This window comes from Ideonella lacteola (genome assembly GCF_038066555.1).
GTDB classification, from domain to species: Bacteria; Pseudomonadota; Gammaproteobacteria; order Burkholderiales; family Burkholderiaceae_C; genus Ideonella; species Ideonella lacteola.
Genome location: NZ_JBBUTG010000002.1, coordinates 148,102 through 173,355 on the forward strand (window position 1 = coordinate 148,102; position 25,254 = coordinate 173,355).

Genomic DNA, 25,254 nt, shown 5'->3' on the forward strand with positions numbered 1-25,254 from the left:
GCTGAGCAAGCTGCCATGCGGCCCACCTGTCCGCAGCCGGTGACGCACGCTGTCCGGGCCGACCGTGGCGAGCCCGCCGTGCCCAGCGCCGCGCTGCGGGGCAGCTCCACCACGCCGTTGCCCCCCTGGGCGCGGCGCACCCTGGTGGGGTTCGTGTGCCTCGCCCACCTGGCCGGTGCCTGGGGGTTGATGCAGATGGCCTCGGTTCGCCAGGCCCTCGCCGAGGTCGCACCCATGGTCGTCGACTTCGTGGCTGCCGCGCCGCCGGTCCCCGAGCCGCCACCACCCCCGCCGCCGCCGGTGGCTCGGCCCCGCCTGCAACCACCCGTTCCAGCCCCGCTGATCGCAGCGGCGCCCTCGGCCGAGACCGCGCCTGCCGCGATGGTGGTGCCGCCCCCCGAGCCCGCGCCGCCGGCCGAGCCGGTGCCTGCGCCAGCGCCAGCGCCTGCCCCCGCCCCGGCGGCCGAGCCGGTGGCCCGCACCATTCCCGCCACCGCGGTCAGCTACCTCGAGCCGCCCGCACCCGTGTACCCACTGGCCTCGCGTCGCCTGCATGAGCAAGGCGAGGTGTTGTTGAAGGTGGAGATCGGCACCGATGGGCGTGCGCGCCAGGTGCTGGTGTCGAGGTCGTCCGGATCCGCGCGGCTCGACACCGCCGCGCTCACCGCAGTGCGTGCGGCCCGATTCAGGCCCTACACGGAAAACGGCGTGCCCTTGGTCGTGTGGACCACGGTGCCCATTCAATTCGAACTGGAGAACAAGTCATGACGGAGCCCAACACCTTGGGGCTGGCCCACTTTCTGGGGCAAAGCGACGCGGTGGGCAAAACGCTGCTCGCCATCCTGGTGCTGATGTCGGTGACCTCGTGGGTGCTCATCGCGACCAAGGGCCTCACGCAGTTCTTTCGCAAGCGCCGCTCGGAAGCGTTCCTGAGCTTCTTTTGGAACGCCACTTCTCTCGACGAGGTGCAGGCCGAGATCACCACCCATGGCGTGCACGAGCCTTTCGCCCATCTCACAGCGCATTCGATGCACGCGAAGGCCCATCACCGCAAGTACGGGGCGGCCAAGCTGGCCGAAGCGGGCAGCGAGCAGGAGTTCCTCACCCGCACCATCAAGAAGGTGTTGGATGAAGAAACCATGCAGCTCGAAAGTGGGCTGACGCTGCTGGCGACGATTGGTGCCACCGCACCGTTCGTCGGCCTGTTCGGCACGGTGTGGGGCGTGTATCACGCGCTGGTCGCCATCGGCATGAGCGGCGCCGGTACGCTGGACAAGGTCGCCGGGCCGGTGGGCGAGGCGCTGATCATGACCGGCCTGGGCCTGGCGGTCGCGATCCCGGCCGTGATGGCCTACAACTGGATGGCCCGCAGCAACCGCGTGCTCACCGCCAAGCTCGATGCCTTCGCCTTCGAGTTGATGTCGTTCCTGACACTGGGCCAGACCCTGCGGCAAGGCGCCGAGCCGAGCGCCAATGTGCACGCGATGCCCGCGCGCGCCGGAGCCTGACATGGCCTTCGCCAGCTTCGATTCACAGCGCGCCGCGGCGCCGATGAACGAGATCAACATGGTCCCGCTGATCGACGTGATGCTCGTGCTGCTGGTGATCTTCATCGTCACCGCGCCGCTGCTCACCCACGCGGTGAAGCTCGATCTGCCGCAGGTCACCTCGCAGCCGAACGAACTCAAGCCGCAGAAGATCGACTTTGCGATCGACGGCCAGGGGCAGCGGTTCTGGAACGGCGAGCCCGTGTCGCGCACCGACGCGGCGCAGCGCTTCGCCGCGGCCGGCCGTCTGCAGCCTGTGCCCGAAGTGCACCTTCGTGCCGACCAGGCCGTGGCGTACCGCGCCGTGGCCGAAACCTTGGCCGATGCCTCGAAGGCCGGCGTTCACAAGATCGGCTTCGTCAGCGAGCCCGAGCCTCGCTGAACCACGCGCTTCATGCCCCCGTTTATTCCCCACTGCCAGCCCTTCGCCAGCCAGGGAAATCGCCAACCTGACGACGAGAGAAGTTTCTTGAACACCCCCACGTCCGCCAACCCGAAGGCACCCCTGTCGACGACGCCGTCGGCCACCACATCGGCCGCCGCCATCCCCTTCAGCCTGCGTGCGGCCACGCTCGCTTTGGTCTTCGGCACGGCCCAGGCGCAAACCGCCCCATCGATGCCTGCGCCCGCGGGTACAGACGCCGCGAAGACCACCGAGTCCAGCCTGCCTCCGGTGAAGGCCACCGCCACTGCCGAGCGCGACAACAGCCGTGCCAGCAGCGGCGGCAAATTCGAACAGGACGTGCGCGATGTGCCGCAATCGATCACGGTGGTCGACCGCAAGCTGCTCGACAGCCAGGCCGCCGCATCGTTGAAAGATGCCCTGCGCAACGTGCCCGGCATCACGCTCGGTGCAGGTGAGGGTGGTGTGATCGGCGACAACATCAACCTGCGGGGCTTCTCGGCCCGCACCGATGTGTACCTCGACGGCATGCGTGACCGTGGCCAATACACCCGCGACGTGTTTGCGCTGCAGGCGGTCGAAGTGCTGAAGGGGCCGTCGTCGATGATGTTCGGCCGCGGCTCGACCGGCGGGGTGATCAACCAGATCACCAAGAAGGCCGAGCTGAAAGACAGTGGGGAGGTGGGTGCCACCGTCGGCACCGACGGCTACACCCGCGCCACGGGTGATTTCAACAAGGCCCTGTCCGGCAGCGCGGCCTTCCGAGTGTCGGCCTTTGGCCAGCAGATCGAATCAACCCGCGATGTCGCGCGGCAGAAGGGGGCGGGCGTGGCCCCGTCGGTTCGCCTGGGCATCGGCACGCCGACCGAGTTCACCGTCGCCGCCCTGGTGCAGCGTAGCCGCGACATCCCGGACTACGGCTTCCCGTTCGTCACCACCGCGGGCGAGGGCACGGTGCGCAAGCCGATCGATGCGCCCGCCCACAACTTCTACGGCTACACCGACGACCAGTTCAACCAGGACGTCAATGTGCTGACGCTGTCACTGCAGCACAAGGCGAGCGCGGCCACCACGCTGCGCACCCGACTGCAGCTGAGCGACAACCGCACCCACGCCCGGGCCAACCCGCTCGGTGCGGTGACGAATGTCAACGGCACGGTGCCGACGCGCCACGACGACCTGAACGATCTCGTCGCTGCCCGTTCCACCCGCGAGCGCCACCTGAAGGACACCTCGCTGATCAGCCAGACAGACGTGGTCACCACCTGGAAGACCGGCACCGTCTCCCACCAGCTGACCGCGGGCGTCGAGCTCGCCCACGAGCGCAACCGCGACGACCGCTACGCCTGGAACACCTCGGTGGACGCGGCCACCATCAACCTCGGCTCGCCCGTCTACACGGGCATCACCGGCTCGCACGCCTTGTCGCGCACGACCACGACCAATGCCGACACGGTCGCCGTGTACCTGAACGATCAGGTCGAACTGACGCCGCAATGGAAGTTGGTGGGCGGATTGCGCAACGAGCGGTTCATGGTCGATTCGAGCCTGGTCAAGTACACGCTGCCCAACGGCTTCCCGGCAGACACCACCGAGGCCGCGGCACCGAAGTCTGAAAGCATGTGGAGCCCGCGCGCGGGGGTGTTGTTCCAGCCCGATGCCTCGCAGAGCTACTACCTCTCGTACGGCACCTCGTTCAACCCGTCCGGCGAGACGGTGTCGCAGAGCGCCAGCACGGCACAACTTGCGGCCGAGCGCAACCGTTCCTTCGAGCTGGGGGCCAAGCTCGACCTGTTGGACGGCGAACTGAGCGTCACTGGCGCGCTGTTCCGCATCGAGAAGACCAACCCGCGTACGCAGGATGCCGCCGGCACCCAGGTGACGGAAGGGCTCATCCGCGTCGATGGCCTGGAGCTGGGCGCCACCGGCCGCCTCAGCCCGCAGTGGGAAGTCTTCGCGGGCTACACCTACCTGAACGGCAAGATCGTCGAGTCGCCGCAGATCGGCAGCAACGCTGACGCTGGCATCGCGGCCGAAGGCAAGACGGCGCCCAATACGCCGCGCCACAACGCCACCGTGTGGACCACCTACCGGCTCACTCCGCAGTGGGAGCTGGGCGGCGGTGCGCAGTTCGCCAGCGAACGCTGGCTGAACAACTACGAAACGGCCAAGGTCGATGGCTACACCCGCTGGGATGCGACGGTGGCCTATCTGCAGAAGACGTGGGAAGTGCGTCTGAACCTGCAGAACCTGAGCGATGCGGTGTACTTCGAAGCCAGCAGCGCCGGCCGTGCCACGCCGGTGCGTGGTCGCACGGCCCTGGTCAGCGCGCTGTACCGCTTCTGATGTGATGAACCCGGCGCGGAGGGCTGGACCATGATCGTGCAGATTCCCGCCGTGCTGGGCGCGGCCCAGGTGCGGGCCGCGCGCGAAGCGCTCGAGCGCGCGCCCTGGGTCGACGGCCTCGCGACCGCGGGCCATCAGGGCGCGCGCGTCAAGCGCAATCGCCAGCTGGCCGAAGCATCGCCGCTGGCTCTGGAGCTGGGCCAGATGGTGCTCGCGGCGCTAGAGCGGCATCCGCTGTTCATCAGCGCCGCCTTGCCCCATGAGGTGTACCCGCCGATGTTCAACCGCTACGAGGGTGGCGAGACGTTTGGCGCGCACGTCGACAACGCGGTCCGGCTGCTGCCCGGCACGGGCCGCAAGTTCCGCACTGACCTGTCGGCCACGTTGTTCCTCACCGACCCCGATACCTACGACGGCGGCGAGCTGCTGATCGAAGACACCTACGGGGCCCACTCGGTCAAGCTGCCCGCGGGGGATCTCATCCTCTACCCGTCGAGCAGCCTGCACCGCGTCGAGCCGGTGACGCGCGGCGTGCGTCTGGCCTCATTCATGTGGGTTCAGAGCATGGTGGCCGACGAGGGGGAACGCAACCTGCTGTTCGACCTGGACACCGCCATCCAGCGCCTGGCGCAAACGAACGCCGATGAAGCCGCGCGCCTGCAACTGACCGGTTGCTATCACAACCTGCTGCGCCGATGGATCAAGGTCTGACCTCCGTGGCGGTGAACCCGCGCCCGTCGGGCGTGGAGGCGGCACAGCGCCGTGCCCGCTGGCTCAAGGCCATCCTGCCGTGGCACTGGATCAGCTCGGCCATCACGCTGGTGGGCCTGCTGGCCTTTGCGCTCACCGGCATCACCCTCAACCACGCCGTCAGCATCGAGGCGCGGCCGACGGTGCGCACCGGCCAGTTCGATCTCTCTGCGGAAGACCGTGCGGCGCTGGGGCGGGGCGCGCCGGCCGCCGAGGGATCGGCGCGTGCGCCTTTGCCGGCGGGATTGACCAGCGCTGTGCAGGAACAGATCGGCCTGCCGTGGGACGCCGCCACCGAAGCCGAGTGGAGCCGCGACGAGATCTACCTCTCGCTGCCCCGGCCCGGCGGCGACGCGTGGCTGCGTATCGATCGCGAGCGCGGCATCGTCGAATGGGAAGACAGCGACCGCGGCTGGATCGCCTGGCTCAACGATCTTCACAAGGCGCGCCACACCGGTGTGGCGTGGCGATGGTTCATTGATGTGTTTGCAATCGCCTGCTCTCTCGCGGCAGTGACGGGGCTGCTGCTGCTGGCCCTGCACGCACGCCGCCGTCCCATCACGTGGCCGCTGGTCATCGTGGGCTTCCTGTTGCCCTGGATCCTGGCGATCTGGGTCGCGCATTGACGGCTCTTCGCCAGCCTCCCAGGCCGGCTGCGATTCCCCTTGTCCCACGGCTCAGCACTTTCTCATCCTGTGTCCACTCCCTCTCGTCCGATGAACTTTCGCTACACCGTTTCGCTCGGGGCCGCCCTGGCCGCGGCACCCTATTCGGCCCAGGCGGCCGAGTTGTCCTTGAAGCTGGAGATTCCGCGCCTGGCGGTGGCCGAGTACCACACGCCCTACGTGGCCGTGTGGCTGCAGCGCGCCAGCGACCAGGGCTTTGCCGGCCACCTGGCGGTCTGGTATGACCTGAAGAAGAAGGACAACGCTGGCGCCAAATGGCTGCGTGACCTGCGGCAATGGTGGCGCCAGGGCGGGCGAGACGCGCAGATGCCGATGGACGGTGTCAGCGGTGCTACTCGTGCGCCGGGCGAACACTTGGTACAGCTTGGCGGCGCGAAGGCGCTGGCGACCTTGCCGGCTGGTGACTACGAGGTCGTCGTCGAGGCGGCGCGGGAGGGGGGTGGTCGCGAGGTGCTGCGTCTGCCGCTGCGATGGCCCATGGCCGGCGTCGCCCAGGCCAAGGCGCAGGGCGAGCACGAGCTGGGTGCGATCAGCCTGCAAGGCAAACCCTGATCGAAAGGACGACGACATGATGCTTCACACGATGACCCGCACCCTGGCGGGTGCTGCGGTCCTTCTTCTCAGCAGCCAGGCTGCGCTGGCGCACCACCCATGGTTGCTGCCGAACCAGACCCTGCTGGACGGCAAGGACGCTGCCGTGGCGATCGACGCGGCTGCCAGCGAGGACCTGTTCGAGTTCGACACCCGCGGCCTGCCATTGGACAGCCTGGTGGTCACCGGGCCGGACGGCTCGAAGATCGAGCCCCGTGCGGTCAACACCAGTTCCCGGCACCGCAGCAGCTTCGAGTTGAACCTCGACCAACCGGGCACCTACCGGGTGGCGAGCGTGAGCCAGGGCGTGATGGCCAGCTACAAGCTCGGCAACGAGACCAAGCGCTTCCGAGGCAGCCAGCAAGACTGGGACAAGGAACGCCCGCCGCAAGCCGAGGAGGTGCGCGTCACCCGCTTGTCCAACCGCATCGAAACCTTTGTGGCCCGGGACAAGCCCAGCGACAAGCCGTTTGCCGCGGTGGGCCAAGGCCTCGAACTCATCCCGCTCGATGCGCCGGTCGATCTAAGTGACGGCGACCGCACCCGCTTTCGCCTGCTGCTCGATGGTCAACCCTTGGTGGATGCAGCGATCAGCCTGATGCGCGGCGGCAATCGCTACCGCTACAAGATGGGCGAGCAGACGCTGCGCAGCGACGGCCGCGGCGAGTTCGCGGTCGCGTGGACCGAGCCCGGCCGCTACTGGCTCGGCGTGAACCACAGCGTGTCGGCCGACGGCGCGGCAACACCCTCGCAAGCGCCTCAGCGCCGCTTCAGCTACAGCGCCACCTTCGAAGTCCGGCCGCGGTGACGGACGCCGCGGCCTCGACGGTGGCAGCGCGGGCGCCCGCGCCTGTGGTGTGGGTGCCGCCAGACGCACCGTGGGTCACTGCACCGCGCGACGCCGTGCTGCACCGCTGGGCGGGCCGCAGCATGGGCACGGTATGGCGGCTGGTGCTGGCCGTGACGCCGCAGCAGCCGGTGCTCCCCGTGCGCGGGGTGGTCGAAGGCTGCCTGGCCGAACTCGTGCGGCAAATGAGCCATTGGGAGCCGGAGTCGGAGCTGAGCGCGTTCAACCGTCTGGCGGCAGGCGAGTCGATGCCGCTCTCACCCGACTTTGCCCACGTGATGCGGATGGCGTTGGAGGTTGCGCATCAGAGTGGCGGTGCCTTCGATCCGACCATCGCCGAGGCGGTGCAGCGGTGGGGCTTCGGGCCGATCGCCCGCTACGACAGCCCGGGCTTCGCGCCCTCGCCACCGGTCGCCCCGCCCGTGCCGGAATCAGCCCCCTGGCGCTCACTGGCGTGGCATGAGGGCAGGCTGCGACAACCCGGCGGCTGCCGGCTCGATCTGTCGGCCATCGCCAAGGGCCATGCGGTGGATGCCGTGGGCGCTGCGCTGCGGGCCCTGGGCTTCGGCAGCTTCCTCTTCGAGTTGGGCGGCGAGCTGCGGGGGGAAGGCCTCAAGCCCGATGGTCAACCGTGGTGGGTGGCGATCGAGCGCCCGCCGGGCGGAGCGCACCTGCCGCCGTTGCGTGCTGCACTGATCGGGCAGGCGGTCGCGACGTCCGGCGACTACCGGCAAGGCTTTCGTGACACGCAGGGCCGTTGGCGCTCCCACACGCTCGACCCGCGACGCGGCTGCCCGGTCGAGCATGATCTGGCCTCGGTCACGGTGCTGCACCGCAGTGCGGCGCGCGCCGATGCGCTGGCCACCGCCTTGTTCGTGATGGGCTGGGATGAAGGACTGGCCTGGGCCGACCAACACCGCGTCGCCGCCTGGTTCACCGCCCGCGATGGTGCCGGCGGCTGGCGCGAGGCGGCCACCGCTGCGCTGAAGGACTGGCTGGACGACTGAGGCTGAGAGTCTTTCGCCGATGCCCGTCTTGACCCCCCAAACGCCCCGGCTCTTCGTTGCCAATGCTCGCCATAGCCCGAGCTATGGCTGTGCTTTGCGCCTCGATCCGGGTCGCCTGGGTGCCTCTTTCGGGCACCGCCGAAAAACGCTCAGCCTCTGAGAACCCCGGCGCGGTGCCGCAGGCCTCACTTTTCGTCGGTCAGCGAGTTCTGTGCGACGAAGACCATGCCGAAGGCGCCCCAGGACAGCGTCTTGCCGTTGGCGGTGGTGTACGAGGCCACGCCGATCGAGTGGTAGTTGGAGACGAAGGCGGTCAAGTGCCCGAGCCCCAGCGCGCCGGCCAGCGGGCTGCGCTCCGAAGTGGCCTGTTTGATAGTTTCGCGGTGCTTGTCGGCGGACGGATTGAGCGCGATCGCGGCCACAAAGGCTCCCGCGGTGACAAGGGCAGAGACAAGAGCGCGCGCCATGATGAGGTGATTTGGTAAAGCTGAAGTCGGCGCAGCATACCCCTGCCTGGCTCGTCGCGCCGTGGGCCTTCGGTGTCGAGGTCAGAGACCGCCGAAGGCCGGGCCCGGTTCGCCGTCCAGATGGCGTTGCAGCTGCAACAGCCCGTCACGAATCGCCGGGGCCACCGTGGACGACGCCAGCATGCCGGCTTCGTCCAGGTGGGCGCCCAGCAGCGGCAAGGTGATCGAGGCGTGCTCCACCAGGTCAGCCGACATGGTCTTCAGCGTTTCGCGCAAAGCGTCGTCGGCGTGGTGGGCGCGAGGCGATGCGTTCCAGACGGCCACCGGCTTGTGGACGAAGTCTTCGAAGCTCACCAGCCAGTCCAGCGCATTCTTGATCGTTCCGGTGACGCCGTGGGCGTACTCCGGGCTGGCGATCAGCAGGGCCGCGGCTTGGCTCACCTGCGCATGCAGGTGCTGCACCGGTTCCGGCGTGTCGGCTTCGAGGTCGGGGTTGAACAGGGGCAACCGGCCGAGGTGGTCGAACACGGCGACCGTCATGCCCTGCGGTGCCAGGCGGCTGGCGGCACGCAGCAAGGCGGCATTGATCGATCGGGCGCGGAGGCTGCCGCACAACGCGAGCACGCGGTGAGGGGGTCTCAAGAGGGGCTCCAGGTGGTGGCGCGCGACCCGCCGAAATGCAAGCGATTCGCGCTCAGACCAAAACTTCGCGGGTATCGTCGGCCAGACGAACCACCGCACAATGCACGTTCGCCCACGACAGACCCCGAAGGAGAAAGCCATGAAAGGCGACGCCAAAGTGATCGAGTATCTCAACGCCCAGTTGAAGATGGAGCTGACGGCGATCAACCAGTATTTCCTCCACGCCCGCATGCAGAAGAACTGGGGTCTGGCGAAGCTGGCCAAGCACGAATACGAAGAATCGATCGAAGAGATGAAGCACGCCGATCGCTTGATCGAACGGGTGCTGATGCTCGACGGCCTGCCCAACCTGCAGGACCTGGGCAAGCTCTATATCGGTGAGAACGCGGTCGAGACGCTCACTTGCGACCTGAAACTGGAGCAGGCCTCTCAGGTGCACCTGAAGGAGGCGATCGCCTTTTGCGAATCGGTGCGCGACTACGTCTCGCGCGATCTGCTCGGCGACATCCTCGAAGACACCGAAGAGCACATCGACCACCTGGAAACCCAGATCGGCCTGGTGGCCCAGATGGGTGAGCAGAACTGGATCCAGTCGGCCGCCGCGGGCGAGGTGGGCTGAGAGGCTGACAGGCAGACAGCCTGAGAGGCAGACAGCCAGTGCGGGGCCGAGGGTGAGATGCCCTCGATACTCAAACGGTAATGAGAAGGATTCCTATTCCGTGTACACTGCGTGTGTCTCGGGGAATCGCCCCGCCGTTGCCAGCTCTGCCATGATCGTTTGCCTCTGCCATCGCGTGTCTGATCGGGACATCCACCGTGTGGTCGGTGAAGGCGTGACCAATTTCGAGCTGCTGCAAGACCTGACGCGCGTGGCGTCGAACTGCGGCAATTGCCTGGACTGCGCGCAGATGATCTTCGACGAGGCTTGCGCGGCGCGCGGCTGCGGTGGCCAGCACGTCCACGCCGGTGGCGCCGGCCAGGCCACGACCGGCCCGGCCCACACGGCCTGACGGTCGCCGTGCCTCGCCCACTGTCTGGCGGCGGCGGGCGAATGTCTCACAACCCCTAAAGCGGGGCCTCTCCCGCGCCGTGTCGGCGCCACTGTCTGGATGCACTGCGGTTAGAGTCGCTGCCCAGCAGCGCGCCGCTGCATGAGTGAGGAGGGGAGCACGTGCAAAAGAAATGGGCCTGGGCCCTGGGGGCGAGCGCAGTGGTCGCCATCGGCGTTGGCGTGGCCACATTCGGCTATGCACGCTACGGTGGCCAGATCAACGCCAAGGGGGTGGACTGGCGGGCGCCAGCGGCCTACCTCGCCACGCCCTCGCTGACGGGGCTGTCACGCGATCTCATCAAGGCACCGGTGCTGCGAGAGCTGCTCACCGAAGACTTCGTCTTCTACTACGAGGCCCATGAAGACCGTCTCGGCGTGGCGGGCGCGATCAAGCGTGTGGCCTTCGAGCACGAGACCACTTTCACCGACGACCTTCTTGCCCTGGTGCTCGACCAGCCTGCCGAGGTGGCGCTGTGGGCCGATGACCGTGGCGCCGCCCGCGATTGGGCGCTGGCGATGTCCCGCAATGCGCTGGCCAAGGTCATCCAGGGGGTGGGTGCCATCGCGGCGAACGACAAGCAGCTGTCGTTGGTGGCCGAGGTGCCCTTGGCGGCCTTCGGCCTTCAGAAGGTGCCGGTTTACGCTCTCACGGTGTCGCCGCGCCGCACACTGGCCATCGCCTCACGGGGCAACCGCGTCGTGGTGCTGTCGGACCCAGGGCTGCTGTTCGACAACGAGCGCCGGGCCGATCCTGAGGCGGCCAAGGTGCTGGCCCAGTTGCTTTCGGGCGACGAAGGCGAGCAAGGGGTGTGGCATCGGCATTTCGGGCTGGGCGCGCCGGGGGCTCAGCACAGCCTGGTGGCCAGCGGGCCGCTGCTGGCGCTTGGGTATCACCGCTTCATGCCCTCGCTGCAGGCCCTGCGCGTGGAGGTGGCGCCCGGTGGTGCCTCGCTACGCAGCTGGATCCGCCAGGGCGCCGGCTGGCCGGCCTCGCCCTGGGCGGCGCTGCCGGCGCAACCTGCGGCCTGCTCGGTGCTGCCGGTGGACTGGACGGTGGCCCGCACCGTGCTGGGCGCAGACGCAGGCGACGCGGCGTCCGCGCTGAAGCAGATGGCCGAGAGCTTCGATGGCCCGGCGGCGGTGTGCTGGTACGGCCAATCGCAGCTGCACACGCCCTTGATGGTGGCGCATGCCAAGGGCCCCGCGCCCAGCGCTGAGGTGCAAGAGGCGTTCATGCGCTGGTGGTTGCCGCGGGGCACCGCCTGGCAGTCGGGCGACAAGGCGGCCGACATCGCCGCGCCTTACGGTGCCCGCAAGCTCGACGATGCGTCGGGCTACCGCGCCGCTTTCCGTCGTGCTGGCGACTGGTGGCTGTTCTCGCCGGACGAGGCCTTGGTGTCTCGCGCCGAGGATGCCATCGCCCGGCGCTACCCCAGCGTGGCCGATACGACCGCCGGTGCCTCGCCGGTGGCGGTGGCGGCACCGGCGCAGATGGCAGAGCTGTTCAAGCGCGAAACGCTCGCCGTGCTGCCGCGCGAACAAGGTGGCATGCGTCAGGCCGCCGAGACCCAACTGCTGCCCCGCCTGGCCGACTTCGGCAAGCTGCCTGCCGCGCAGGCCGTGCCCCAAGGCAAGCCGGATGCGCAGGGCTGGGTCGCGCTGGACTGGCGGCCGCTGGCGGCGAATGCCCCGGCTTCGCCCAAGTCGACGTCCCCCACGCCCGGCACGCCATGAGCCCGTGGGTGCCTTCACGGCGCGAGTGCCTGGCCGGTGCCCTGTCGGCGCTGGCCGTCGGGGCCTGGCCGCAGGCGGCGCATGCCGTCTCCGCTGGGGCGGCGCCGAACGGTGCCGCCTTGCCGGCCAACGCCGACGCGCCACGCCTCAGCCCCGAACAATCGCGCTGCCTGCGCGACTGGATCACCGTGCTGATCCACGCCCAGGTCGAGCAGGGCCCCACCCCGCGCTGGACGCACCGTGACTGCGCCGGGCTGGTGCGCTTTGCCGTGGCCGAAGCGCTGCGCGACCATGACCTCGCCTGGCGGCGCTCCATGGGCCTGCTGGGCCGCCGTCTGCCGCCGGACATCGACCCCGCGGCCGCGGCGCCGTTGCGGCACACCTGGCGCCGCGCCGACGGATCCCAGGGCGCCTTCGTCTCCGCCATCGACCTGGTGCAGGCGAACACCCGCTTCGTGGGCCGGCAATTGGCCCAGGCCCAGAGCGCCGATCTGCTGTTCTACGACTTCGGCGACGACCAGCACCTGATGGTCTGGATGGGCTCGTACATCGCGTACCACACCGGCCGTGTCGACAAGGGCGATAACGGTCTGCGGGCCTTGCGCCCTGCGCAACTCATGGCCTGGACCGACACCCGCTGGCGGCCCGCCACCGACAACCCGAACTTCGTCGGCCTGCACAGGCTGGCGTTCCTCGCATGACTTCGACCCTGCTTCGCCGCGCCTGGCTGGCGTGTGCGCTGACCTTCTCCGTGCTTGGCCCGGCTGCCGTGGTGGCGCAAGACGACCCGCCGCTGCCGAACTACCGCTCGCCTTTCGTCGGTGAGCCGTTCTTCCTGCTGTCCGATGCCACCTTCGGCGGCGGCGAGGCGGCCAAGGTGCGGCTGGAGATCAACAACCCGGATCAGCTGTCGACCGTCGGCGGTGTCGATGTTGTGCTGTATCGGGTGCCCGAGCCGCTGGGTTTCCTGCAAAAGCAGCGCAACCTGCACCGCATCCAGGTCGAGGCCAAACCAGTGGGCGAAGGCCTCGCCAACACGCTGACCCACCTGTGGGACAGCTGGGTCGTCAAGGCCCGCATCGCCTGGCAGAAGCTGTTCAGCGGCGATGCGCGTCGCGCGGTGACCGCCCAGGCGCCTGAGCTGAAGACCTCGCCGCAGCTGACGCGGCCGTCCAACTTCGAAGAGCCGCCGCAGTTCAAGCCCCTGCCAGGCCTGCCCGTGGTCGACCGCTTCCGCTACCCGGTGCATCTGGCCAAGCCGATCGAGCCGCCGAAAGACCTGAAGCTCGCCGGCAGCTCGAGCGAGTTCATCCAGCCCAGTTCCGGCAACGTCTTCATTCCGCTCGGCCCGCAAAAGCCCGGCCTCTACCTCGTCGAGGCCATGGCGGGCCAGCACCGGGCGACGACGCTGGTGTTCGTCAGCGACACGCTCGCACTCACCAAGGTGTCTGGCGCACAGATGGTGGTGTGGAGCGCGCACCGAGCGCAGGGCGCCGCCGTGCCTTCGACCAAGGTCGTCTGGACGGACGGCGTGGGCGTGCTCAAGACCGGCAGCACCGATGCCCAGGGCCTGCTGCGCATGGACCGCCCCGCGGCCCCCGAGCAGACCTACGTCTTCGGTGAAGACCCGGCGGGTGGTGTCTTCATCTCTGAAAACTTCTACTACGACAGCGAGATCTACAACGCCAAGGTCTATGCCACCACCGACCGGCCGCTCTATCGGCCCGGCGACTCGGTGTTCGTGAAAGTGACCGGCCGCGAGTTCAAGAACGCCCGCGAATCCGTGGCCCTGGCCGATGGCGATATCGGCCTGGTGGTGCGCGACCCCGCCGGCCAGGTGGTGGCCACGCAGACGATGAAGTTCAGCAGCGCGAGTGGTGCTGACGGCCGCTTCCAGCTGCCCGACAACGCGGCGGCGGGCGGCTACGAGATGATGCTCACGCTCCGGGGCGACAACTACACCGCCGCCTTCCGCGTGGCCGACTACCAGAAACCCCACTTCGAGATCCAATGGCTGCCTGACAAGGCCGACTTCGCGACTGGCGACGAGGTGGCGGGCGCCATCCAGCTGAACTACCCCGATGGCAAACCGGTGGCCAACGCGCGCCTGTCCTTGAGTGCGCGAGCGCAAGCCCTCAGCATGATCGAAGGTGAGCTCGACTACAGCGGCGCCTTTGCGCTGAAGCTGTCGCAGGACGAGCTGGTCACCGATGGCTCGGGCCAGGCGCGCTTCAAGCTGCCCGCCGCCGAGCAACCCAGCCGCTACGTGCTCACCGTGCTGGCCACCGATGGCGCCGCCTACCGCGTGCGCAGCACCCGCGAGCTGCTGGTCGAGCGGGGCAGTGCAGGCTGGCTGTTGACACCCCAGCGCCAGTTCTCCAAGCCGAACGAGAGCCTGGCTTTCCGCTGGAGCCCCAGCCGCCGCGCTGCCGATGCGACGCCGGGCCAGCCGACGACCTGGGAATGGCTGCGCCTGGAAGACCGCCAGCGCGCCAGTGGCAACCTGGCCGCCGGTGGCAACGCCTCGGGCGGCTCGGTCGACCTGAGCTTCCCTCAACCAGGCTCGTACACCGTGACCTTGCGTGATGCGCAAAAACGCATCGTGGCCGCCACCTCGCACTGGGTGGCCGGCGAAGGCTTGAAAGCGCCGGCCGGCAGCATCGGCATCGTGTTCGACAAGGCGCGCTACAACCCGGGCGAAACCGCCGAAGCGCTGGTGACCTTTCCCGAGCCGGTCGACCAGGCGCTGCTGACGATCGAGCGCGAGCGCGTCGACGCGGCGGCCCTGCTCACGCGCGGCGGCGAAGGGTTCACCACCGAACGCCTTGGCCCCACGCAATGGCGGGTGCGTGTGCCGGTGACGGCCGCCATGAGCCCCAACGTCACGGTTTCAGTGGCCTACGCCAAGCATGGCGACAGCGTGTTCCAGAATCAGGGTCTGAGCGTGGTGCAGCCGCGGGTGGCCATCGAGTTCAAGACCGACAAGCCGGTCTATGCGCCGGGCGAGGTGGTGAACGTCGACGTGAGCACCACGGTGGGCGGCAAGCCCGTGGCGGCCGAGGTGGCGGTGGGCGTGGTCGACGAGATGATCTACGTGCTGCAGCCCGAGATCGCCCCGACCATCGACGACTTCTTCTACCACCCGCGCCGCAACAACGTGCGCACCAGCGTGTCGCTCTCGTTCATCGGCTACGACCTGGCCACGAACAAGCTGGGCGAGCTGCCCGGACGTCGCGGTGAGCCGCAACGGGCGATCAAGGTGCTGGAGCGCCCGCGACGCGACAACGTCGACACGGCCGCCTGGGAGCCGAGGCTGCGCACCGACGCGAGCGGACGCACCCGGTTCAGCTTCAAGATGCCCGACTCGCTCACCCGCTGGCGACTCACCGGCCGCGCTGTCGACGCGCAGGGCCTGGTGGGCCAGCAGACCGCCTGGGTTCGAAGTGACAAGGCGTTCTACGCCAAGTGGACCAGCCCCGACTGGCAGCGCGTGGGCGACAGGGCCGACGCCAGCATCGCTCTGTTCAATCAGGGCCGCGATGCGCAAGAGGTCGAGTGGTCGGCGCAGGGCGGTGGCGTGTCCCAACAGGGCAAGCTGTCGCTGAAGCCGGGGGCCAATTTCGTCACCTTGCCGCTGTCGGCCGAGGCGGCCGGTGCGCTCGACCTCACGGTCACCTTGCGCCACCAGGGCAAGGTGGTGGACAGCCTGTCGACGCCGCTGCAGCGCGTGCCGGTGGCCTGGAGCCAGCCACGCGAGCTGATGCTCGACCTCTCGTCTGGCCCGGCCGCCCTCAGCCTGCCGGCCGATGCCCGCAATGTGCGCGTGACCCTCGCCTCTGACCCAGCGGTCGGCGCCTTCAGCCGCTGGGTGGACGAGCTGGTCGAGTATCCGTATGGCTGCGTCGAGCAGACCGCGAGCCGCATGCTGCCGCTGTCGATCGCCCTGCAAAGCCTATCGGCCGCGCAGCAGCCGCTCGCACCGATGCTGACGCACCGCCTGTCCACGGCCCGGCTGTCGCTGGCGCAGATGGCCGGCCCGCAAGCCCAGTTCGGCTGGTGGGGCCGTGGCATGGCGGACGACCCCTTCCTGACCGCCTATGCGTACTACGCTGACTGGCGGGCCACACAGGCGCTGAAGGCGCCGCTTCCGGCATCCCACTGGCAACGTCTGCTGGACGTCTACGCGAAGGACGGCGCCAAGGCCTCGCTGCTGCAGCGCGCGCTGGCCTTGCACTGGATGCAGGAGATGGGCCTGCCGGTGGCGTCGATGGTCGACGCCCTGGTGGAAGAGCTGGTGGCCGCCAAGCCCGATGAGGCGGCGGCATCGGCCCGCGGCAGTGTCGTGATGCGGGACGAGGCCAGCCGCGACGTCGCGCTGGTGCTGGCGGCCTACACCGCCGGCCCACGCGCCAGTGCGCCACAACGCGCCGAGGCCGATGCGGCGGCAGCTCGTCTCGCGGCGTCGCCTTCGGTGCTGGTGCAGAGCCTGCTGGTGCTGGTGAAGAAGGGCGGCGCCGCCCAGGCGAATGCCTTGCTGGCCCAGGTGCGCGGAGAGCAGCCCACTTTCGACCGTGCCCAGTCGCTGCTGTGGTTGCAGAAGGCGATCGGCGGGACGCCCGACGTGCGTGCAGAGGCAGGCAGCCTGCCGGCACCCTGGGTCGCGGCACGCGGCGGCATCGGTCAACCGGTGTGGACGCTGCCGGCCGGCGCCACCAAGCCCACGACCTTGGCTGCCACCGGCGGCGCGAAGGTGGCGTTCGTTGCATTCGACAGCAGTGAAGCCAGCGCTTCGCCGGCCCTGCCCGTGCAGATCGAGCGCAAGCTGTTCCGCGTCGTGCCCCAGGCTAAGCCGAAGGCCGACGCGGCGTCCACCGGCACGCCGCCGGATGGCCGGATGACGGTGAAGCTCGAGCCGGTCGCTCCGGGCACGGTGCTGGACACCAACACGCTCTACCTGGACGCACTGACCGTGTCCGGCTCACAGCCGCTGCGCTGGGGCCTGCTCGAAGTGGCGTTGCCGCCGGGGGCGGGGGTCGAGTCGGGCACGTGGGGCCTGGACGTGCTGGGCGCCGATGGCGCGCAGTCCACGCCGCTGGAACGCGCGATCCACCAGGCCACTCGCCAGGGTTATGCCGTGCCGGTGGAGAAGCTCGGTGCCGGTGAATCGGTGACCGTGCGCCACCTGCTGCGCTTCTCGCAGCGCGGCCGCTATCAGCTGCCGCCGTCACGCCTGTACCGCATGTACGAGCCTGAAGCCAAGGCGGTCGAGGTGAGGCCGGGCTGGGCGATGCTGGAGGTGCGTTGAGCGTCGTGCCGTCACGCCGCGGAGCCCCCGTCGCCTCGCGCGGCGCCTCCCTCCGGGCCGGCCTCATCCGCGGTCGCGTGGGCTGGGCTGCGCTGGCGCTCGCTGGGGCGAGCGGCGCCTGGGCAGCGCCCACGCCGTCGCTGGTGTGGCGCGCGGCCGATGGTTCGTTGGCGCATGCACCGGCGGGCACCGAGCCCCCGGCCAACGTCCCGCTGGGCAGTGTGTGGAAGGTGTTCGTCTACAGCTACCTGCAGACCACCGGGGCCCAGGAGCCCGCCTACCGCTGCGAGCGCGCGCAGCGCGACCCGGGCGACGAATATTGCTGCGACCCGGGCGAGAGCATTGGCCGGGATGCGGCATTGCAGCGCAGCTGCGGCGCCTACTTCGAGCCCAAGCGCTTGGCCATCAAAGACGCCGATTGGTCGAAGTTCTGGGCCGCCCGCCAGGCGCCGGGTTGGCTGCAGTCTCTGTCGGGCATGCAACCGGCGACTCAGGTGCCAGTGAGCGGCCTCATCGAGGCGCTGAACCGCGTGCCCTACGGTGCGCGCCTGGCCGCTCGCCAGGCGCTGCTGCCCAACACGCTGCGTGAGGTGGGCCTGCTGGGGGCTCTTGGGAGTTCGCCGCGATTCAAGACGTGGTCGTGGTCGGACGCCCAGGGTGAGCGCTGGGGCGGTGCCGCGGGCTGGCTGGCCGATGGCTCGCCCTTCTGGTTTGGCGGCCCCGGGACGGGCCGTGTGGCCCTGCAGCGGCATGCCGATCTGCTGGCATCGGCCTGGTCGGCGCGGGGTTTGCTGCACGCGCCGCCCGATGCGGCCACGCTGCAGGCCCAGCCCTGCGTCGACGTGAAATTCTTCAGCCGCTACCCGCTGGCGGCGGTCACGCGCGACGACAACAAGCCGGCCCCTCTCGGCGCCCTGGTTCCCCTGGCTCGCGGCGCGGCGTACACGTTCCGCTTTGCCAATGGCACGAAGCTGTCGGTGCCTGGCCAACCCGGCTTTCAGCTGACCGGCAGCGAGAAGGCGCCGCGCCTGGAAGCGAGGCTGCCGCTGGAAGAATATGTGGCCCGGGTGGTTGACCGCGAGGGCGATGGGCGCGAGGTCTCGGCGGCCCGAGCGCTGGCGATCGCCGCCCGCAGCTGGTTGAAGCAGAACGCGGCGACGACCCCGGGTGCCGATGGCGCCTGCCTGGATGTGGATGACGACAGCCGCGCGCAGCGGGTGAGCCCGCGCCCACCGACCCAGGCGGCCCGCGCAGCGGCGGCCTTCACCGCCGGTTTGGTGTTGACCGGCTCGCCGGTGCGCTATCAGCTCGACGGCAACGAGCCCCAGGTCATGGGCTGGCGGCAGGCCGTGGCGTCCAGCCGCGCCGGCGTGGGGGTCGAGGCGCTGCTGCGCGATGCCTTCCCGGCCGCTTCGCTCTCGGGCTGGAACGACGAATCCGATTGCCAGCCGCTACCGCGCGCGGTGGCCTGGCTGGTGGAACGCGAGCCACGCTGGCGGCGTGTGTTGCGCGCCGAAGACGGCTACGAGCCGTTGGAGAGCCCGCCACAGGTGTGCCTGCTGGCCCAAGGCGTGCCGCACGCCGATCTGCGCCGTGGGCGCGTCTACGTGCGTGAGTGGACGAGCCGAGAAGGCCGTGTCACGCTGATCCACGAATACCTGCACCTGGCTTTCAGGCGCCATCCCAACGGGCGCGATGAGGCCTTCGTCGAACGTCTCGCGCAGCAACTGGCGGACTCATGATCCAGCACCTTTCCTTCCGCACATCCCTGGCCTTCGCTGCCGCGGGCCTGGCCGCCGTGATGACTGTGGGCGCCGCTGCGCAGGACGCCCCGCGCACCACCACCATCGACACCCCCGCTGGCGGATGGCGCGCCAGCGACAGCACCCAGCGCGACTTCGTCCAGACGGTGAATTACCCCGCATCGAATGTGAACACCGAGGGCCGCAGCAAGAGTGCACTGATCGCCGGTCGTGTGGCGCGGGACATCGCGGGCGCCAGCAAGCAGGGCGGCCGCCAACCGGCTCGGCTGGTGGTCGACGGTGTGGCGCTGCCGCTGGATGTGTCAGAGAGCGGCGAATTCGCGCGGCCGTGGTCGTTCGGGCCGGGGGCGCATGGGGTGTCCGTGCGGCCCGGTGGCAGCGCGAGCGGTGAGCGGCGGGTGCAGTTCTACGAGGCCAACGCCAACCGGGTGTCGCCCAGGCTGCGCGTGGTGCTCAGCTGGGACACCGACATGACCGACATCGACCTGCACGTGGTGTCACCGGATGGCCAGCATGTCTGGTATGGCGAACGCGTCGTTCCCAACGGCGGCGCGCTGGATGTCGACGTGACGACCGGCTTCGGCCCGGAGATCTACGCCCATCCCAGCCCTGCCCCCGGCGTGTACCACGTGTACGTCAACTACTACGGTTCGGGCGAGCGCAACGACATCATCACCGTGGCCCAGGTGGCGGTGATCGAAAACGAAGGCACACCACGTGAGAAGCAACAGGTCTTCCGAGTGCCGCTGCGCAAGCCAGGTGAGCTCACCCTGGTGCGTTCGTTCGTGGTGGCGGGGCGATGATCCGTCGAGCCCTTGCCAGAGTGGGTGGGGCCCGGCTCGCGAGCGCCCTGTGGTGGGCCGCGCTGCCCGCCATCGTCACGATGGCCGCCGCCGCGGCCGAGCCTGCCGCGCCGGAGCGAACGATCCAGCGACCGGCCGGTGGCTGGACGCACAGTGGCGTGCTGCTCGAGTCGAACCAGCGCGTCGAATACGCCTACCCCAACAACCTGATCGACCGGGGTGGCCAGCGTGGTCGCACGCTGATCGAAGGCCGGCTCAAGCAGATCGGCACGCACCGGACTCCGCCGACGCTGGTCGTCAATGGCAACGCCATGCCGCTGTACACCGATGCCGAAGGCCGCTTCGCGAGGCCCTACGCCTTCGGACCCGGCAGCAACGGCATCGAGCTGCGCGGTGCCGACGGGCAGGTCATCCAGCGTGCCCAGTTCTATGAAGCCAACGCGACGAAGACCCGTGCAAGGGTGCGGGTCATCCTGGCCTGGGACGACCCGCAGGCCGAGCTCGACCTGCATGTGCTGACCCCCGATGGGGGCCATGCGTTCTTTGCCAATCCGGTGCTGGCCAATGGCGGCGGGCTCGACGTGGATTCGGTCGACGGTGCGGGGCCCGAGATGTTCTCGCTGGCTGCTCCTGTGGCGGGCGTGTACCACGTCTACGTCAACTATTGGGGCAACTTTGGCGAGGGGGGCTACCACTTCGACGAATCAACGCGCCAGCAACCGGTGATCACCGCACGCATCACCCTCGTGTTCGACGAGAACACCGGGGCCGAACGTCGCGAGACCTTCACCGTGCCGATGCGCAAGATCGGCGACCTGACCCACGTGCGATCCTTCCGCCGTGGCTGAAAGGTCTAGGAGTCTGCGCGGCAGAACCGGGTAGTTCCTGATGCCGCAGGTGGTGGGACATGCGTTGATAGCGCATGGCTGGAAGCTATCGACCCTACGAACCTGACCAAGTGATGCTGCTGCCGGCGGCGCCGCAAGACTGGCTGCGGGCAGGCCACCTGGCGCACTTCATCAACGACATGGTCGACGCGCTGGACCTCAATGCGTTCTGCTCGCGCTACGAGGGTGGCGGTTCGCGCAACCAGCCGTTCCACCCGGCGATGATGGTCAAGGTGTTGGTCTACGCCTACGCCACGGGAGTGTTCAGCTCGCGCAAGATCGAGCGCCGGCTGCATGAGGACCTGGCGTTTCGGATGCTGGCGGCGGGCAACTTCCCCCGCCACCGCACGATCTGCGACTTCAGGGCGTTTCATCTGAAGGAGCTGTCGGATCTGTTCGTGATGATCCAGGCGGTCAAGGACAACCTGGGCGAGCTGCCCGAACTCGGCCTGGCCGACGCGGGCTACCGCAGCGAAGACAACCTGCGCAACGCGCAGATCGAGGTGATGGTGGCGATGGGCCGCGAAGGCAAGGATCATGCAGAGGTCGACGCCCAGCAGTACCCGCATACCGCAGCGATGGCCGCCAAGCTGCGGACCGATCAAGGCAAAGCGGCCTACCGCAAGCGCAAGTGGATCGCCGAGCCGCCCAACGGCTGGATCAAGAACGTGCTGGGGTTGCGACAGTTCAGCCCGCGGGGGGCTGCACCGCGTGCGAGCGGAGTGGAAGCTCGTGTGCATGGCGCTGAACCTACGGCGCATGGCAACGATGACTGCCTGAAAGGCCATAGATGCGCCCAGAACACGCCCGCAATACGCACACAATCGCCTCGCCAAACCCGCCGCAGACTCCGTTCGGCCGAGTCGGCCGCTGACAGCCGTCCCGGAACTCGACCAGATGACTTCACGGCGCCAACAGCGATGTTGCTTAGAGTTCTTCCGCGCGGACTCCTAGAACGACAAGCCTCTAATCTTGCGGCGGTATCTTGCGGGGCTGCCCCTGCATGTCGATCGCGACGTAGGTCAGCTTGGCTTCCGTCACCTTCACCACGTAAAGATCCTGCGGATTGCGCTCGGCGTAGACCTCCACGTGCACCGTGACCGAGGTCGTTCCGATGCGGGTGACGGTGGCGTAGAAGCTCAGCAGGTCACCCACCGACACCGGCTGCTTGAACACAAACTCGTTGACGGCGACGGTCGCGATGCGGCCTTTGGCGATGCGCATCGGCAGCACGGCCCCGGCCAGGTCGACCTGAGCCATGATCCAGCCGCCGAAAATGTCGCCGTTACCGTTGGCATCGGCCGGCATCGGCATCATGCGGAGCACCAACGTCTTGTCGTCGGGCAGGCGCTGCACCAGCGGCTCGGGCACACTGGCATGAGCGGCAGGGCGCGCGTTGGGGTCGGTGTCATTGCTGGCCATGGTGTCCCGTCCTCTCACTTCCTTGTCCATTCCGGGCGATTCTTCCACGATGCGTCGTCAATCACTGCCAGCCGCGGTTTCGGCCCCAACGCCTTCCGGGCAACGTTCACACAGCGATGGCGCCACCCTCAAGCGCTTGCTGCCCTACATCTGGCAGTACCGCTGGCGGGTGGGGCTGGCGCTGCTCTTTCTCGTGGCCGCCAAGGTGGCGAACCTGGGGGTGCCGCTGCTGCTCAAGCAGCTCGTCGACAGCCTGGACTTGCCGGCCGGGGATGCACGCGGATTGCTGGTCGTGCCCGCCGGGCTACTGATCGCCTACGCGGCATTGCGGTTGTCGACCAGCATCTTCACCGAGCTGCGCGAGCTGGTCTTCGCCAAAGCCACCCATGGGGCGTCGCGCCAGATCGCGTTGGAGACCTTTCGCCATCTGCATGCGCTGAGCCTTCGCTTCCACCTGGAGCGGCAGACCGGCGGCATGACGCGCGACATCGAGCGAGGCACCCGGGCCCTGCAATCGCTGGTGTCCTATTCGCTCTACACGATCCTGCCGACGATCGTCGAGCTGGTCCTCGCCCTGGTGCTGCTGGCCACCAAATTCGACTTCGGCTATGTCTGGATCACGCTCGCGGCACTGGCGGCCTATGTGGTGTTCACCATCACCGTCACCGAGTGGCGCACCAAGTTTCGCCATCAGATGAACGAGCTGGACTCGAAAGCGCACACCCGCGCGATCGACTCGTTGCTCAACTACGAGACGGTGAAGTACTTCAACAACGAGGCCTTCGAGGCGCAGCGTTACGACACCGGACTCGATGCCTATCGCCGCGCGCAGATCAAGTCGCAGACCTCGCTGTCGGTGCTCAACACCGGCCAGCAATTGATCATCGCGATGTCGCTGCTGGCGATGCTGTGGCGCGCCACCAGCGGCGTCGTGGCGGGGGCGTTGACGCTGGGCGATCTGGTGTTGATCAACGCCCTGTTGATCCAGCTCTACATCCCGATGAACTTCCTGGGCGTGCTGTACCGGGAGGTCAAGCAAAGCCTGGCCGACCTGGACAAGATGTTCGCGTTGCTCGAACGCGAGCGCGAGGTGGCCGATGCCCCCGGTGCGCGTGACCTGCAGGTGGCCGGCGCCACACTGCGGTTCGAGGATGTGGGCTTTGCATACGACCCTTCGCGCCCCATTCTTCAGGGCTTGAGCTTTGAAGTGCCTGCCGGCCAGACGGTGGCCGTCGTCGGCCCCAGCGGTGCGGGCAAAAGCACGTTGGCGCGCCTGATCTACAGGTTCTATGACGTGCAGGCCGGCCGCATCACGATCGACGGGCAGGACATCGCTCATGTCACCCAGGACAGCCTGCGGCGATCGATCGGTATCGTGCCGCAGGACACGGTGCTGTTCAACGACACCATCGAATACAACATCGCCTACGGCCGCGCCGGCGCCACCCGCGCGCAGGTGGAAGCGGCGGCGAAGGCCGCCCACATCCACGACTTCATCGTGGCCCAGCCCCTGGGCTACGACACGGTGGTGGGCGAGCGCGGCCTGAAGCTTTCCGGGGGAGAGAAGCAACGTGTGGCGATCGCCCGCACCTTGCTCAAGGACCCGCCGATCATGATCTTCGACGAGGCCACCTCGGCACTCGATTCGGCCAACGAGCGCGCCATCCAGGCCGAGTTGAAGAACGCCTCCCGGGGCAAGACCACGCTCGTCATCGCGCACCGCCTGTCCACCGTGGTGGATGCCCACGAGATTCTCGTGATGGAAGCCGGCCACATCGTCGAGCGGGGTTCGCACGCAGTGTTGCTGGCGCAGGGCGGGCGCTATGCTCGCATGTGGCAACTGCAACACGCCGCACAAGACCGGAGGGAACCCCATGCGTTGTCTTCAACTTGACCGATCTGCCGGGCGCCGCTGATGGACACCAAGTGGCTTGAAGACTTCATCAGCCTCGCCGAGACCCGCAGCTTTTCACGCTCGGCCCAACTTCGCCATGTGACCCAGCCCGCGTTCTCGCGGCGCATCCAGGCATTGGAAGCCTGGGCCGGCATCGACCTGGTCGACCGCTCGTCGTACCCGACGCGGCTGACGCCTGCGGGCGAGACCTTTCACGCCCAGGCGCTGGAGATCCTGGGCAACCTGCAGGCCACCCGCAACATGATGCGGGGCCATCAGGTGGCGGGGCAGGACATGGTCGAGTTCGCCGTGCCGCACACGCTGGCGTTCACCTTCTTCCCGCACTGGCTGATGGAGCTGCGCAAGCGCTTGCCGATGCTCAAGAGCCGGCTGATCGCGCTGAACGTGCACGACGCGGTCATGCGGATGACTGAGGGCAGCTGCGACCTGCTGATCGCGTATCACCATCCCACCCAGCCCTTGCAACTTGCGCCCGATCGCTACGAGATGCTGAGCCTCGGCACCGAGAGCCTGGCACCCTACGCCAAGGCGGGGCCCGATGGCGCGCCGCAGTGCAAGCTACCGGGCCGCGTTGGCGCGCCGGTGCCTTTCCTCAGCTACGCCTCCGGCGCGTACATGGCGCGGCTGGTTGAGCAGATCATCAAGCACGCACCGACGCCGCCGGTGCTCGACCCGATCTACGAAACCGACATGGCCGAGGGCCTCAAGGCCATGGCACTCGAAGGCCACGGCCTCGCGTTTTTGCCGGCCAGCTCGGTGCGCAAGGAACTGAAGGCCAGGCGCCTCGTTGCGGCAGGCCCCAGCGACTATGAGTTGACGATGGAAGTGCGCATCTACCGCGAGCGGCCGGAGGTCGCGCGGCACGCCAAAGCCGGCGCCCAGGAGCTGTGGAACTTTCTCCAGACCCGTCAATGACAGGCCCCTGGGTCGACATGGTAAAAACCCGAACTGCCCATGCAAAACAGGCATGGGCCCGCCAACAATCGGCATTGGCTCGTCCGGCGCGTCACCGTTACAGTCCGCGCCCAATGTGAAGGCCAGTCATGCCCGCCTGCAGCCATCGCCAGGCGGTACGGGCTAGCACGTAG

22 protein-coding genes and 1 pseudogene are annotated in these 25,254 nt (G+C 68.4%); 20 read left to right on the forward strand and 3 right to left on the reverse strand.

What is annotated here, in order from left to right; translation table 11 throughout:
* The first annotated feature begins 15 nt into the window (after window positions 1-15).
* The 9 genes from AACH06_RS04140 (at window position 16) to AACH06_RS04180 (ending at window position 8,177) form a co-directional block, all read left to right on the forward strand.
* Window positions 16-768 carry an energy transducer TonB gene (locus tag AACH06_RS04140; protein ID WP_341424364.1) on the forward strand — a complete coding sequence of 251 codons (753 nt, stop codon included), beginning with the start codon at window positions 16-18 and terminating at the stop codon, window positions 766-768.
* Window positions 765-1,508, forward strand: coding sequence for a MotA/TolQ/ExbB proton channel family protein (locus AACH06_RS04145; RefSeq protein ID WP_341424365.1), 744 nt, complete (start codon window positions 765-767; stop codon window positions 1,506-1,508). The genes AACH06_RS04140 and AACH06_RS04145 overlap by 4 nt, the downstream gene beginning before the upstream one ends.
* A gap of 1 nt (window position 1,509) precedes the next feature.
* Window positions 1,510-1,929: an ExbD/TolR family protein gene (locus AACH06_RS04150; protein WP_341424366.1), complete on the forward strand. Its 420-nt coding sequence runs from the start codon at window positions 1,510-1,512 to the stop codon at window positions 1,927-1,929.
* Between the two features lie 87 nt (window positions 1,930-2,016).
* Window positions 2,017-4,296: a TonB-dependent receptor gene (locus AACH06_RS04155; RefSeq protein WP_341424367.1), complete on the forward strand. Its 2,280-nt coding sequence runs from the start codon at window positions 2,017-2,019 to the stop codon at window positions 4,294-4,296.
* Window positions 4,297-4,326: 30 nt separating this feature from the next.
* Window positions 4,327-5,007, forward strand: a complete 681-nt coding sequence (locus AACH06_RS04160) for a Fe2+-dependent dioxygenase (RefSeq protein ID WP_341424368.1) — start codon at window positions 4,327-4,329, stop codon at window positions 5,005-5,007.
* A complete protein-coding gene (locus AACH06_RS04165) occupies window positions 4,992-5,672 on the forward strand; it encodes a PepSY-associated TM helix domain-containing protein (protein ID WP_341424369.1) in 681 nt (226 codons plus the stop codon). The genes AACH06_RS04160 and AACH06_RS04165 overlap by 16 nt, the downstream gene beginning before the upstream one ends.
* A gap of 90 nt (window positions 5,673-5,762) precedes the next feature.
* The gene (locus AACH06_RS04170) at window positions 5,763-6,284 is read left to right on the forward strand and encodes a DUF2271 domain-containing protein (RefSeq protein WP_341424370.1); all 522 of its coding nucleotides are present in this window, start codon (window positions 5,763-5,765) and stop codon (window positions 6,282-6,284) included.
* 16 nt (window positions 6,285-6,300) lie between these two features.
* Window positions 6,301-7,131, forward strand: coding sequence for a DUF4198 domain-containing protein (locus AACH06_RS04175; protein ID WP_341424371.1), 831 nt, complete (start codon window positions 6,301-6,303; stop codon window positions 7,129-7,131).
* Window positions 7,128-8,177 (forward strand): FAD:protein FMN transferase, encoded by a 1,050-nt coding sequence (locus AACH06_RS04180; protein WP_341424372.1) that lies wholly within the window; start codon window positions 7,128-7,130, stop codon window positions 8,175-8,177. Before AACH06_RS04175 ends, AACH06_RS04180 begins: the two co-directional genes overlap by 4 nt.
* 185 nt (window positions 8,178-8,362) lie before the next feature.
* On the opposite strand, the gene AACH06_RS04185 is transcribed toward AACH06_RS04180, so the two are convergent.
* Both AACH06_RS04185 and AACH06_RS04190 read right to left on the reverse strand, forming a co-directional pair.
* A complete protein-coding gene (locus AACH06_RS04185) occupies window positions 8,363-8,644 on the reverse strand; it encodes a hypothetical protein (protein ID WP_341424373.1) in 282 nt (93 codons plus the stop codon).
* Between the two features lie 81 nt (window positions 8,645-8,725).
* Window positions 8,726-9,286, reverse strand: a complete 561-nt coding sequence (locus AACH06_RS04190; protein ID WP_341424374.1) for an NADPH-dependent FMN reductase — start codon at window positions 9,284-9,286, stop codon at window positions 8,726-8,728.
* 139 nt (window positions 9,287-9,425) lie between these two features.
* Between AACH06_RS04190 and bfr the strand changes: the two genes are divergently transcribed.
* The 9 genes and pseudogenes from bfr (at window position 9,426) to AACH06_RS04235 (ending at window position 21,609) form a co-directional block, all read left to right on the forward strand.
* The gene (gene bfr / locus AACH06_RS04195; protein WP_341424375.1) at window positions 9,426-9,905 is read left to right on the forward strand and encodes a bacterioferritin; all 480 of its coding nucleotides are present in this window, start codon (window positions 9,426-9,428) and stop codon (window positions 9,903-9,905) included.
* A 151-nt stretch (window positions 9,906-10,056) separates the two neighbouring features.
* On the forward strand, window positions 10,057-10,296 hold the full coding sequence (locus AACH06_RS04200; RefSeq protein ID WP_341424376.1) for a (2Fe-2S)-binding protein: 240 nt from the start codon (window positions 10,057-10,059) through the stop codon (window positions 10,294-10,296).
* Between the two features lie 161 nt (window positions 10,297-10,457).
* On the forward strand, window positions 10,458-12,071 hold the full coding sequence (locus tag AACH06_RS04205; protein WP_341424377.1) for a DUF2138 family protein: 1,614 nt from the start codon (window positions 10,458-10,460) through the stop codon (window positions 12,069-12,071).
* Window positions 12,068-12,772 carry a DUF1175 family protein gene (locus tag AACH06_RS04210; protein ID WP_341424378.1) on the forward strand — a complete coding sequence of 235 codons (705 nt, stop codon included), beginning with the start codon at window positions 12,068-12,070 and terminating at the stop codon, window positions 12,770-12,772. Before AACH06_RS04205 ends, AACH06_RS04210 begins: the two co-directional genes overlap by 4 nt.
* Window positions 12,769-17,376 (forward strand): alpha-2-macroglobulin family protein, encoded by a 4,608-nt coding sequence (locus AACH06_RS04215; protein WP_341424379.1) that lies wholly within the window; start codon window positions 12,769-12,771, stop codon window positions 17,374-17,376. The genes AACH06_RS04210 and AACH06_RS04215 overlap by 4 nt, the downstream gene beginning before the upstream one ends.
* Before the next feature lie 5 nt (window positions 17,377-17,381).
* Complete coding sequence (locus AACH06_RS04220; RefSeq protein ID WP_341424678.1) at window positions 17,382-19,118, forward strand: DUF2300 domain-containing protein; 1,737 nt, start codon at window positions 17,382-17,384, stop codon at window positions 19,116-19,118.
* Complete coding sequence (locus AACH06_RS04225; protein ID WP_341424380.1) at window positions 19,115-19,942, forward strand: YfaP family protein; 828 nt, start codon at window positions 19,115-19,117, stop codon at window positions 19,940-19,942. The genes AACH06_RS04220 and AACH06_RS04225 overlap by 4 nt, the downstream gene beginning before the upstream one ends.
* Before the next feature lie 80 nt (window positions 19,943-20,022).
* On the forward strand, window positions 20,023-20,790 hold the full coding sequence (locus AACH06_RS04230) for a YfaP family protein (protein ID WP_341424679.1): 768 nt from the start codon (window positions 20,023-20,025) through the stop codon (window positions 20,788-20,790).
* 74 nt (window positions 20,791-20,864) lie between these two features.
* A pseudogene (locus AACH06_RS04235) lies at window positions 20,865-21,609 on the forward strand (transposase).
* A gap of 186 nt (window positions 21,610-21,795) precedes the next feature.
* On the opposite strand, the gene AACH06_RS04240 reads toward AACH06_RS04235, so the two are convergent.
* On the reverse strand, window positions 21,796-22,251 hold the full coding sequence (locus AACH06_RS04240; protein ID WP_423221984.1) for an acyl-CoA thioesterase: 456 nt from the start codon (window positions 22,249-22,251) through the stop codon (window positions 21,796-21,798).
* Window positions 22,252-22,300: 49 nt separating this feature from the next.
* Between AACH06_RS04240 and AACH06_RS04245 the strand changes: the two genes are divergently transcribed.
* Both AACH06_RS04245 and AACH06_RS04250 read left to right on the forward strand, forming a co-directional pair.
* Window positions 22,301-24,145 (forward strand): ABCB family ABC transporter ATP-binding protein/permease, encoded by a 1,845-nt coding sequence (locus AACH06_RS04245; RefSeq protein WP_341424381.1) that lies wholly within the window; start codon window positions 22,301-22,303, stop codon window positions 24,143-24,145.
* A 21-nt stretch (window positions 24,146-24,166) separates the two neighbouring features.
* Window positions 24,167-25,081, forward strand: a complete 915-nt coding sequence (locus AACH06_RS04250; protein ID WP_341424382.1) for a LysR substrate-binding domain-containing protein — start codon at window positions 24,167-24,169, stop codon at window positions 25,079-25,081.
* The last annotated feature ends 173 nt before the right edge of the window (window positions 25,082-25,254 follow it).

What these genes read in the sequence shown, in the direction of transcription:
- AACH06_RS04140 (WP_341424364.1), top strand. Translation starts at nt 16, where the DNA reads ATGCGGCCCACCTGTCCGCAGCCGGTGACGCACGCTGTCCGGGCCGAC.
- AACH06_RS04145 (WP_341424365.1), top strand. Translation starts at nt 765, where the DNA reads ATGACGGAGCCCAACACCTTGGGGCTGGCCCACTTTCTGGGGCAAAGC.
- AACH06_RS04150 (WP_341424366.1), top strand. Translation starts at nt 1,510, where the DNA reads ATGGCCTTCGCCAGCTTCGATTCACAGCGCGCCGCGGCGCCGATGAAC.
- AACH06_RS04160 (WP_341424368.1), top strand. Translation starts at nt 4,327, where the DNA reads ATGATCGTGCAGATTCCCGCCGTGCTGGGCGCGGCCCAGGTGCGGGCC.
- AACH06_RS04165 (WP_341424369.1), top strand. Translation starts at nt 4,992, where the DNA reads ATGGATCAAGGTCTGACCTCCGTGGCGGTGAACCCGCGCCCGTCGGGC.
- AACH06_RS04170 (WP_341424370.1), top strand. Translation starts at nt 5,763, where the DNA reads ATGAACTTTCGCTACACCGTTTCGCTCGGGGCCGCCCTGGCCGCGGCA.
- AACH06_RS04175 (WP_341424371.1), top strand. Translation starts at nt 6,301, where the DNA reads ATGATGCTTCACACGATGACCCGCACCCTGGCGGGTGCTGCGGTCCTT.
- AACH06_RS04185 (WP_341424373.1), bottom strand. Translation starts at nt 8,644, where the DNA reads ATGGCGCGCGCTCTTGTCTCTGCCCTTGTCACCGCGGGAGCCTTTGTG.
- bfr (WP_341424375.1), top strand. Translation starts at nt 9,426, where the DNA reads ATGAAAGGCGACGCCAAAGTGATCGAGTATCTCAACGCCCAGTTGAAG.
- AACH06_RS04200 (WP_341424376.1), top strand. Translation starts at nt 10,057, where the DNA reads ATGATCGTTTGCCTCTGCCATCGCGTGTCTGATCGGGACATCCACCGT.
- AACH06_RS04210 (WP_341424378.1), top strand. Translation starts at nt 12,068, where the DNA reads ATGAGCCCGTGGGTGCCTTCACGGCGCGAGTGCCTGGCCGGTGCCCTG.
- AACH06_RS04215 (WP_341424379.1), top strand. Translation starts at nt 12,769, where the DNA reads ATGACTTCGACCCTGCTTCGCCGCGCCTGGCTGGCGTGTGCGCTGACC.
- AACH06_RS04225 (WP_341424380.1), top strand. Translation starts at nt 19,115, where the DNA reads ATGATCCAGCACCTTTCCTTCCGCACATCCCTGGCCTTCGCTGCCGCG.
- AACH06_RS04230 (WP_341424679.1), top strand. Translation starts at nt 20,023, where the DNA reads ATGGCCGCCGCCGCGGCCGAGCCTGCCGCGCCGGAGCGAACGATCCAG.
- AACH06_RS04240 (WP_423221984.1), bottom strand. Translation starts at nt 22,251, where the DNA reads ATGGCCAGCAATGACACCGACCCCAACGCGCGCCCTGCCGCTCATGCC.
- AACH06_RS04245 (WP_341424381.1), top strand. Translation starts at nt 22,301, where the DNA reads ATGCGTCGTCAATCACTGCCAGCCGCGGTTTCGGCCCCAACGCCTTCC.
- AACH06_RS04250 (WP_341424382.1), top strand. Translation starts at nt 24,167, where the DNA reads ATGGACACCAAGTGGCTTGAAGACTTCATCAGCCTCGCCGAGACCCGC.